We start from the raw sequence: 9,529 nt of genomic DNA, 5'->3' as shown, positions 1-9,529 counted from the left end.
GGTGCATCCAGGAGGATTCGAACCTCCGACCGCTCGGTTCGTAGCCGAGTACTCTATCCAGCTGAGCTATGGATGCATCGAAAATGGCGGTGAGGGAGGGATTCGAACCCTCGATACAGCTTTTGACCGTATACTCCCTTAGCAGGGGAGCGCCTTCAGCCTCTCGGCCACCTCACCTTACGCTTTCTTTCGAACTGTGCGTCTGAACGTTGTTTCTGCTCATCGGCACTGCGTGGCGCACATATTACTTTCCCGGACTTTTAAGTCAAACAATTTTTCCGAAACTTTGTTTGATTGAGCAAATCACACACAATTGGGACAAAATGGCGACAAAAAGAGTGAATTATCAACAATGAAAGATGATGGCGTTAACAAAACAGAGGAGGAACAGGTAGAAAGAAAAGGCAGGATTTTTACAGAAAGCGGTAGCGCCTCGCACAGGTGCGAGACGCTGAATCCGTTAAACGCTGGTTTGTTGCGTTTTTTCAGCCTGGATGCGTTGATAGATCTCTTCGCGATGCACAGACACTTCTTTCGGCGCGTTAACACCGATACGAACCTGGTTACCCTTAACACCCAGCACCGTTACAGTTACCTCATCACCGATCATGAGGGTTTCACCAACTCGACGAGTTAGAATAAGCATTCTTTGCTCCTTGAAAGATTAAAAGAGTCGGGCTTGTACAGGCTCCCGGCATTATCCATCATTTAACGCTGCACAATGTGTATGAGAAATACACCAATGCACATCGATGCGCCAATACATTCTGCTGATAGTTAGTTTAGCCGAAATACACTACATCAACCTGACTTTGTCATTTGCTGCTTTAGCATCGTATTAAAAAGCGCCGGAACAACCGTTCTGACGCTTTTTACGATGCCTTGTTTTAATTCACTTACAGACGGCTGCTGACCCAGTCCTCAACCCCTGCTAATGCGCCTTTCAGAGCACCCGCATCGTTACCACCAGCTTGTGCCATATCAGGACGGCCACCGCCCTTCCCGCCAACCTGCTGAGCCAGACCGGCAATCAACTCACCCGCTTTAACACGGTCAGTCAGATCTTTGGTCACACCCGCAATCAGCGACACCTTACCTTCAGTAACCGTTGCCAGCACAATAATCGCCGAACCCAGCTGATTCTTAAGATCATCAACCATGGTACGCAACATTTTAGGTTCAACATTGTTGAGCTCACTGACCAGCAGTTTCACTCCCTTAATGTCGATAGCATTGCTGCTCAGTGAAGCGCTCTCCTGCGCGGCTTGCTGATCGCGCAGTTGCTGCAACTCTTTCTCCAGAGCCCGTACATGATCGACCAGACCACGCACTTTCTCATTCAGGTTGCTGCTGTTCGCTTTTACCAGCTGCGCAAGATCCTGCAGCTGGCTGCTCTGCGCATTGACCTGCGCCAGCGCGCCTTCACCCGTAATCGCTTCGATACGACGAATACCGGCTGCGGTACCTGACTCCGCCTGAATACGGAACAGCCCGATGTCACCCGTGCGCGCAGCATGGGTACCACCACACAGCTCAACAGAGAAATCACCCATGGTCAGAACACGCACGCGCTGATCATATTTCTCGCCAAACAGTGCCATTGCCCCTTTAGACTTCGCCGCATCCAGATCCATCACTTCGGTTTCAACCGGCAGGTTGCGACGAATTTGCGCATTGACGATATCTTCGACCTGACGAATCTCCTGAGGTTTCATCGCTTCGAAATGCGAGAAATCGAAACGCAGGTACTTGTCGTTAACCAGCGAGCCTTTCTGCGCCACATGCTCACCTAAAACCTGACGCAAGGCGGCATGCAGTAAGTGAGTAGCAGAGTGGTTAAGACGGATGCGCGCACGGCGTGCTGCATCAACCTGCGCCTCAAGGCGATCACCGATACGCAACTGCCCTGCGGTCAGCTTACCGACATGACCGATTGCCTGACCATATTTTTGTGTATCCTGGACGCTAAATTCAGCATTCTTCCCTTTCAGCAGACCGGTATCGCCTACCTGGCCACCCGATTCGCCATAGAATGGCGTTTCATCCAGCACGACCACGGCATCCTGACCCGCGGTCACTTCATCAACCGCCTCGCCTGCAACATAGAGCGCTTTCACCGTGGCAGCTAAATCGAGCTGGTCGTAGCCTTTGAAGGATGAGGCGGCATCAATACGAATAACGTTGCTGTAGTCAGCGCCGAAGCCACTCGCTTCACGTGCGCGCTGACGCTGCTGCTCCATCGCCCGCTCAAAGCCGGCTTCGTCGATCTTCAGATTGCGTTCGCGGCAGACGTCAGCCGTTAAATCAGCCGGGAAACCAAAGGTATCGTAGAGACGGAAGACGATTTCGCCATCCAGCGTGTCGCCCTGCAGTTTTTCCAGCTCTTCGTCCAGCAGCGCCAGTCCGCGCTCCAGGGTTCTGGCAAACTGATCTTCTTCGCTTTTCAGCACCTGCTCAACCTGAGCCTGCTGGCGCTGTAACTCTTCGCCTGCGGCACCCATGACCTCAACCAGTGGCGCAACCAGCTTATAGAAGAAGGCCTCTTTAGCGCCCAGCATGTTGCCATGACGCACGGCACGACGAATGATACGACGCAGCACGTAGCCACGGTTCTCATTAGACGGGATGACGCCATCGGCAATCAGGAATGCACAGGAGCGAATGTGGTCGGCAATGACACGCAGCGATTTGTTACTGAGGTCAGTGGCACCGGTAACCTGTGCCACGGCCTGAATCAGTTTCTGGAACAGGTCGATTTCATAGTTGGAGTTGACGTGTTGCAGAACGGCAGAAATACGCTCAAGGCCCATTCCGGTATCAACCGACGGTTTTGGCAGCGGCAGCATGGTGCCATCAGCCTGACGGTTGAACTGCATAAAGACGATGTTCCAGATCTCAATGTAACGGTCACCATCTTCTTCCGGGCTGCCCGGCGGGCCACCCCAGATGTGATCGCCATGATCGTAGAAAATCTCGCTGCACGGACCACAAGGACCGGTATCGCCCATCTGCCAGAAGTTATCTGACGCATACGCACTGCCCTTGTTGTCGCCGATGCGAATAATGCGTTCACGTGGCACACCGATTTCATTCGCCCAGATATCAAAGGCTTCATCGTCGGTTTCATAGATCGTCACCCACAGACGCTCTTTTGGCAGGCTGAACCACTGCTCGCTCGTCAGCAGTTCCCAGGCAAAACCAATCGCCTCTCTCTTGAAATAGTCACCAAAGCTGAAGTTACCCAGCATTTCAAAGAAGGTGTGGTGACGTGCGGTGTAACCGACGTTTTCAAGATCGTTGTGTTTGCCGCCTGCGCGTACGCAGCGCTGTGACGTGGTCGCACGTGTGTAGTCACGTTTGTCCTGACCGAGGAACACATCTTTAAACTGGTTCATCCCGGCGTTAGTAAACAACAACGTTGGATCGTTATTCGGTACGAGGGAGCTGCTGGTTACAACCTCATGTCCCTTGCTATGAAAAAAGTCGAGAAACGCTTGACGGATCTCAGCAGTGCTCTTGCTCATATATATCCTGGAATCACGCTAACGAACGTTCCCTCTGATCGGCGCGACCACATTCTGGTGGTGCCTGATTAGCGGAACAAAAAGTGGGAATAAGATAAATTTTCTTCAGTGGGAAGTAAAATTACATCGGCTTTTAGTCATCAAAATTTCTGAAAATGGACTGGATATCTTCGCTCATAAAACCCTTTGACTGCAGATAGCGTAGTACTTTCGCTTTCTCTTTCCACTCTGTGGGCAGCGGGTGTCCGAATTTTCGTTCAGCCAGCTGAGCCGCACACGCCGCCCAGTCTACCTCTGTCTCTTCCATTGCAAGATCAATGGCTTCACGGTCGATGCCTTTCTGGGCCAGTTCAAGGCGTACGCGCTGCGATCCAAAGCCCTTACGGCTCCGGCTCTGAATAAATCGTTCGGTGAAACGCTCGTCGTTTAACCAGCCGCTTTCCTGACACCAGTTAAGAACCTGTTCCAGCAACGCTTCAGTAACAATTTCGGGCTCTTTTTTCTGCGCCCACGCAGCACGCTGCGCTGATTGTTGCAGTTTACGCGCTAACTCTGCACGGCTGTGGTCGCGCTGACCCAGAATACGCATCGCACGGTCAAGCAGACGAGAGTAAGAGACGACATTAGGTTGGGGCTGAGAGGGTTCAGTCATACTGCGCACCTTGTACAAACAGAGGGAGATTATGGCGACAGAACAGGACAGAGGGAAGGCAAGAAAGGCAATAGAGGGGGATAAAACTACGGGAGAGGCTTTCGCCCCTCCCGCATCAGAGATTAGAAGTCTTCGTTCGCTTCAGCCGCGTCTTCTTTCTCAGCAGCCTTGTCGGCTGCTGCGAGTTTTTCATCCGCGCCGTTGAGCAACATCTCACGTAACTTCAGATCAATCTCGTTTGCCACAGCAGCATTCTCTTTCAGGAAGTTGCCGGCATTCGATTTACCCTGACCAATCTTGTCGCCATTGTAGCTGTACCATGCACCCGCTTTTTCAATCAGCTTGTGCTTCACGCCCAGGTCGACCAGCTCACCAAAGGTATTGATACCTTCGCCGTACATGATCTGGAACTCAGCCTGTTTGAATGGCGCGGCGATTTTGTTTTTCACCACTTTAACGCGGGTCTCACTGCCGACCACGTTATCGCCCTCTTTGATTGCACCGATACGGCGGATATCAAGACGGACAGAGGCGTAGAACTTCAGCGCGTTACCACCAGTGGTGGTTTCCGGGTTACCAAACATCACACCAATTTTCATACGGATCTGGTTGATGAAAATCAGCAGGGTATTGGACTGCTTCAGGTTACCGGCCAGTTTACGCATCGCCTGGCTCATCATACGTGCCGCGAGGCCCATGTGTGAGTCACCGATTTCACCTTCGATTTCCGCTTTAGGCGTCAGCGCCGCGACGGAGTCGACGATGATCACGTCAACAGCACCAGAGCGCGCCAGCGCATCACAGATTTCCAGCGCCTGCTCACCAGTGTCTGGCTGGGAGCAAAGCAGGTTATCAATGTCTACGCCGAGTTTCTTGGCGTAAACCGGATCAAGCGCATGCTCGGCATCGATAAAGGCACAGGTTTTACCTTTACGCTGTGCAGATGCGATAACCTGTAGAGTCAGCGTGGTTTTACCTGAAGACTCGGGTCCGTAGATCTCAACGATACGGCCCATTGGCAGACCGCCTGCGCCTAATGCGATATCCAGCGACAGCGAGCCGGTAGAGATAGTTTCCACATCCATTGAGCGGTCTTCACCCAAGCGCATGATGGAGCCTTTACCAAATTGCTTCTCAATCTGGCCAAGCGCGGCAGCTAAAGCCTTCTGTTTGTTTTCATCAATCGCCATTTCAACTCCTAATCAAGCCGGGTAAACACGCACTCAGGGTGCCTGTACTCTTTCTGTTGCCGACAATTATACTGTATAGTCATACAGTATCAAGTTTAATTTGTCAGAAATTCGCCATACAGTTTCTGCAGGGCCCATGCCACCGACTGGCGGCGTACGGCATCACGATCGCCGCTAAAATGCTGCTGAAAAGTCAATACCTTATCCTGCGGCCCGGCAAAGCCAAACCATACCGTACCCACCGGTTTTTCTTCACTGCCGCCATCCGGACCGGCAATACCGCTGACGGAGATCGCGTAGTCAGCATGGGCCGCCCTGCGGGCACCCAGCGCCATCTCCCGCACCACCACATCACTTACCGCACCATACTGCAACAGCGAAGCAGCCTGAACACTGACCATCTGCTGTTTGGCCTGGTTACTGTAGGTCACAAAACCCCGCTCGAACCAGGCGGAGCTGCCGCTGATATCGGTAAAGACTTTGGCAATCCATCCCCCCGTGCAGGACTCCGCACAGGTTACGGTGGCATTGCGCTGCTTCAGCTTCTCACCTATCTGCGCACTAAGCGCCTGCAATTGCTGATCATCCATTGCGACTCTCCCTTTGGCTGTGGGTTGAAGGTGGTGCAGAAAAACTGCTTTTTCAAGGTCAGTCACCATTATTACGCTGTTTTTGCGGCCAGCTTTCCACTGCGCTTACCGGTTTTTCACCGCAACCATAAAAAGACGCGGGAAGGCGAGCAACACCTGACCATCGGCCTGAGCCGGATAAGCCGCGAGCAAACGTTGATGATAATCGGTCAGAAACGCCGCCTGTTCGGTCTCATCCAGCGTTGCCAGGAAAGGCCGTAAACCGGTCGCCTGCAGCCAGCTGATAATCGCCTGTGCATCGGCCATCACGTGATAATAGGTGGTACGCCAGATATCCACCTCACAGCCTGCCTGCGTCAGCAGATCGTAATACTCGCCCGTGGAAAGCAGCTGTGTACGTTCAGCGGCATCGGCATTGATGCGTGAACGCCAGCGATCCGTTGCCGCCACCTCGCGCATCAGCCGGTGCGACGGCTCATTCAGGTTATCAGGCATCTGGATCGCTAACACGCCACCGGGCGCCAGCTGGCTGACCAGATGGGGAAACAGCGTTGCGTGATTATCCAGCCATTGCAGAGACGCGTTGGCGTAGACCACCTGCTGCGGCACATCGGCCTGCCAGTTGCGGATGTCCGCCTGGATAAAACGACAGTGCGGCAGGCGTTCAGCGGCCTGAGTTAACATCGTGGCGGAACTGTCCAGCCCGGTAATCTGCGCCAGTGGCCAGGCATCAGCGAGCAGCTCGGTGCTGTTACCGGGCCCGCATCCCAGATCGGTCACCTGCTCAACCTGTTCCAGGCTGAGGCGCGCCAGAAGTTCGCGGGCTGGACGGGTTCGTTCTGCTTCAAACTTACGGTACAGCACAGGATCCCACTCTTTCATCATGACCTCTCGCTCAGTTATCAGATGCATCCGCTTACTGAGACGGATGAAAGAGGAAAAAGTGCGACCCGTTGCTCACTTTTGAATCATGCGCTGGCAGAGACCGGCCGGAGTCATTAAGTTAAAACACTGTTTCATTTTTTTAACATCCGATTCAGGAGTCATTTATGAGTGAAAAATCGCCCTTTGCCGGTGTCTGGTGCCCTTCAGTCACCCCGTTTAATGCGCAGGGTGCGGTCGATATTGATGCGCTCGGGCGACATTTCTCCCGCCTCAATGACTCCGGTATCGATACCTTACTGGTGATGGGCAGCATTGGCGAGTTCGCCTCACTGACGCAGCAGGAACGCTTACAACTGATTCAGGAAGCCAGACCCTTGTCATCGCTGAAGATGGTCGCGAACGTCTCGGCAACCTGCATTCCTGACATGCTGGAGCTGGCTGAAGCCGCCTGGAAAAATGATTTTGACGCGGTGATGGTGCTGCCACCCTACTATTACGGCCAGACGCAAAACCAGCTGATGCACTACTTCGAAACACTGGACGCCCAACTGGGTGGTAAATGGTTTGCCTACAACTTTCCGGCCCGCACCGGCTGCGATCTGACGCCCGCGCTGATTGCCGCTTTGGCGGCAAAGCTGCCCAACTTCGCCGGCATTAAAGATACGGTGGATTGCCTGTCGCATAACCGGATGATGATTGAAGAGACCCGCAAGGTGCGTAGCGATTTCGCCGTACTGTCGGGGTATGACGAGTACCTGCTCCCGAACCTGCTGGCGGGCGGTGCCGGTGTCATTTCAGGACTGAATAATATTGTGCCGGAGTACTTTGCGCAGATGATGACGGCATGGCGAAGTGGCAATCTGCCGGAGCTGACGCGCCTGCAGCAGCAGATCGGCCGTCTGATGGCGATTTACAGTATTGGAGATGATTTCGTAACGACAATTAAAACGGCCGTGGCACGGCGCTATGACTCGATGAGCAGCGGCTCACGAAACTACGGTGGCACGCTGAATGCGGAACAGTGTGCCGCAATTGATAAGCTGTTCAGCTAAGCAGGAAAGCGGGCGCATCCCTGCGCCCCCGATCTCAGTTCTTTTTCACAAACTCAGATTTTAATTTCATCGGGCCAAAACCGTCGATTTTACAATCGATGTTGTGGTCCCCTTCAACCAGACGAATGCTTTTCACTTTAGTGCCGATCTTCAGCGATGAAGAACTGCCCTTCACCTTGAGATCTTTGATGACCGTGACGCTGTCGCCATCTGCCAGCAGATTGCCGTTGGCATCACGCACTTCCAGTGTTGCGTTGCTGCTGTCACCTTCTCCCTCGGTCCAGATGTGACCGCAGGAGGGGCAGTTAAGGTTATCGCCATCTTGCCAGGTGTAATCGGCGTGACAAGCCGGGCAGGCAGGTAAAGACATAGTGACTCCAGAAATATCAGTGGCTGTGTGGCCTGAAAAAGGGCGTCATCATATAACCTTACAGTTAACAAGGATAGCCTTTATAACAGGCCGCCCTGGCGCGCCTTGCTCACCGCCTCACCCAGCTGCCACACCGCCATCGCATAATGGGTACTGTGGTTGTAGCGGGTAATGACATAGAAATTGGGTAAGCCGTACCAGTACTGGTAGCTGGTGCCCAAATCCAGGCGTAGCAGACTGACCTGATCGTTACCGTTCAGCGAGCCCTGTGGTGACAATCCTGACGCCGCCAGCATGCTCACGCTGTAACGGGTTTTGAAGCCATCTTCCAGCATCGGTGCCTGACCGCTGGCCGGAACAGCCACGTTTTCGCCGCTGCGCCAGCCATGCTTCTGGAAATAGTGCGCCACGCTGCCGATAGCATCCACCGGATCCCACAGGTTTGCATGACCGTCTCCGTTGAAATCAACCGCATAATCATTGTAAGAGGAGGGCATAAACTGACCATAGCCCATCGCCCCGGCAAAGGAGCCTTTCAGCGCCAGCGGGTCATCCTGCTCTTTGCGCGACATCAACAGAAAGGTTTCCAGCTCGCTGCTGAAGTACTCTGCGCGGCGCGGATAGTTAAAGGATAAGGTCGCAAGCGCATCCAGAATCCGCGTTTTCCCCATCACGCGACCCCAGCGGGTTTCCACGCCAATGATGCCCACAATAATTTCTGGCGGCACGCCATAAACCTGCTGTGCGCGTTGCAGGGCATCCTGATACTGATTCCAGAACGCCACCCCATTTTGCACGTTATCGGGCGTAATGAACTTGTTGCGATAGCGGATCCAGGCGCCATTAGGCCCTGGCGCTGGCGTATAGCTTGGTGCCTGACGGTCCATTAGTCGCAGCACATAATCCAGTCGTTTGGCCTGACCGATGATGTTGTGCAGTTGCTGACGGTCAAAGTCATGCTTCTCCACCATCTTATCGATAAATTGCTCTGCTGCCGGGTTACCGGCAAAGTCGCCAAACATCGCCTGTCCGCTGTGCGACGGCTGCAGTAAAAAACCGCCCTGTGGCGCAGCCAGCATCTTCTGCTGGGACGGGACTTCAGGTTTGCTGCTGCAGGAGGCCAGAAGCGGGATGAACGCAAGGAAGGCTAACTTGAGGCGCATCGGTTATCCATAAACGAGGGGTAATTTCAGATGCGGTAATAGTAGACGTTCAGCGCAATGACATACAGGGCAAAATCTTAAAAAAACGTCAAGGCAGCCGTGG

At 53.5% G+C, this 9,529-nt stretch carries 9 protein-coding genes and 2 tRNA genes; 1 reads left to right on the top strand and 10 read right to left on the bottom strand.

Going from position 1 to position 9,529, the window contains the following annotated elements:
- Window positions 1-2: 2 nt before the first annotated feature.
- The 8 genes from HFD95_RS19960 to tam form a co-directional block, all read right to left on the bottom strand.
- Window positions 3-76 (bottom strand) — tRNA-Arg (locus HFD95_RS19960).
- 8 nt (window positions 77-84) lie between these two features.
- Window positions 85-177, bottom strand: a tRNA-Ser gene (locus HFD95_RS19955).
- 283 nt (window positions 178-460) lie between these two features.
- On the bottom strand, window positions 461-646 hold the full coding sequence (gene csrA, locus HFD95_RS19950) for a carbon storage regulator CsrA (RefSeq protein WP_008927091.1): 186 nt from the start codon (window positions 644-646) through the stop codon (window positions 461-463).
- 250 nt (window positions 647-896) lie between these two features.
- Window positions 897-3,524: an alanine--tRNA ligase gene (alaS, locus tag HFD95_RS19945; RefSeq protein ID WP_010672120.1), complete on the bottom strand. Its 2,628-nt coding sequence runs from the start codon at window positions 3,522-3,524 to the stop codon at window positions 897-899.
- A gap of 133 nt (window positions 3,525-3,657) precedes the next feature.
- Entirely contained in the window at window positions 3,658-4,176 is a 519-nt protein-coding gene (locus HFD95_RS19940) for a regulatory protein RecX (RefSeq protein ID WP_031594179.1), read from the bottom strand.
- Between the two features lie 122 nt (window positions 4,177-4,298).
- Window positions 4,299-5,366 (bottom strand): recombinase RecA, encoded by a 1,068-nt coding sequence (gene recA, locus HFD95_RS19935; protein ID WP_010248510.1) that lies wholly within the window; start codon window positions 5,364-5,366, stop codon window positions 4,299-4,301.
- Between the two features lie 95 nt (window positions 5,367-5,461).
- On the bottom strand, window positions 5,462-5,956 hold the full coding sequence (gene pncC / locus HFD95_RS19930; protein WP_033772479.1) for a nicotinamide-nucleotide amidase: 495 nt from the start codon (window positions 5,954-5,956) through the stop codon (window positions 5,462-5,464).
- Window positions 5,957-6,061: 105 nt separating this feature from the next.
- Window positions 6,062-6,838, bottom strand: a complete 777-nt coding sequence (gene tam / locus HFD95_RS19925; RefSeq protein ID WP_033786746.1) for a trans-aconitate 2-methyltransferase — start codon at window positions 6,836-6,838, stop codon at window positions 6,062-6,064.
- Window positions 6,839-7,005: 167 nt separating this feature from the next.
- Here tam and HFD95_RS19920 point away from each other — a divergent pair, with 167 nt between their 5' ends.
- Complete coding sequence (locus HFD95_RS19920) at window positions 7,006-7,893, top strand: dihydrodipicolinate synthase family protein (RefSeq protein WP_167430642.1); 888 nt, start codon at window positions 7,006-7,008, stop codon at window positions 7,891-7,893.
- Window positions 7,894-7,927: 34 nt separating this feature from the next.
- Here the strand turns inward: HFD95_RS19920 and HFD95_RS19915 are convergent, their stop codons facing one another.
- Window positions 7,928-8,263, bottom strand: coding sequence for a zinc ribbon domain-containing protein YjdM (locus HFD95_RS19915; protein ID WP_010248517.1), 336 nt, complete (start codon window positions 8,261-8,263; stop codon window positions 7,928-7,930).
- 80 nt (window positions 8,264-8,343) lie between these two features.
- Window positions 8,344-9,426, bottom strand: coding sequence for a lytic murein transglycosylase B (gene mltB / locus HFD95_RS19910; protein ID WP_010248519.1), 1,083 nt, complete (start codon window positions 9,424-9,426; stop codon window positions 8,344-8,346).
- Window positions 9,427-9,529 lie beyond the last annotated feature (103 nt).

Source organism: Pantoea sp. EKM10T (genome assembly GCF_011800685.1).
Lineage (GTDB): Bacteria > Pseudomonadota > Gammaproteobacteria > Enterobacterales > Enterobacteriaceae > Pantoea > Pantoea agglomerans.
Note: the sequence above shows the minus strand (reverse complement) of the source record. Positions and strands in the feature narration are given on the sequence as shown.